The 533-nt window shown below is 32.5% G+C and carries 1 pseudogene; it reads left to right on the top strand.

Features of this window, described 5'->3' with window-relative positions:
• Positions 1-327 (top strand): annotated as a pseudogene (locus BG20_RS09035) (aspartate aminotransferase family protein); the annotation flags it as partial.
• Positions 328-533: the final 206 nt, after the last annotated feature.

Genomic DNA, 533 nt, shown 5'->3' with positions numbered 1-533 from the left:
GGAATAATCTATCCGAAAATAAACTCATTAGGTAAATTTGCAAGAGTGGAATTGGGAAAAATATTTGGAGACAAAGTAATCGTTACAGGTCATGGGTCATTATTTATGACACATTTTACTAAAGACGGAATTACAAAGATTGAAAATTCTGCGGATGCTGCAAAGTGTGATACCACGCTACTACAGAAATATCACTTTAAGATGATTTCGCATGATGGAATATTCTTTTTACCTGGAAAACTAGGTGCGATATCAAATGCACACAACAAAGATGACATAAAAAAGATGATTACTGCATCTGAAAACTTTTTGCAAGACAAAAACTAAACTTTCATTACCAGTAACAAATAGTAATTCAATATGGGCTTGTTTGGGTCTACAAATAATTCTGATTTAATGTATGATGCAATGTCCCTAATGGAGAAAAATCAGCCAAAGGGAGCAATTGCATTATTTAATAAAATACTAAAACAAAACCCCAAAAACATAGAGGCACTATACAACAAAGGGTTGGCTCTTAATCAAATCAAAAA

The organism is Candidatus Nitrosarchaeum limnium BG20, assembly GCF_000241145.1.
GTDB classification, from domain to species: domain Archaea; phylum Thermoproteota; class Nitrososphaeria; order Nitrososphaerales; family Nitrosopumilaceae; genus Nitrosarchaeum; species Nitrosarchaeum limnae.
This window is presented reverse-complemented; position numbering and strand designations above follow the sequence as displayed.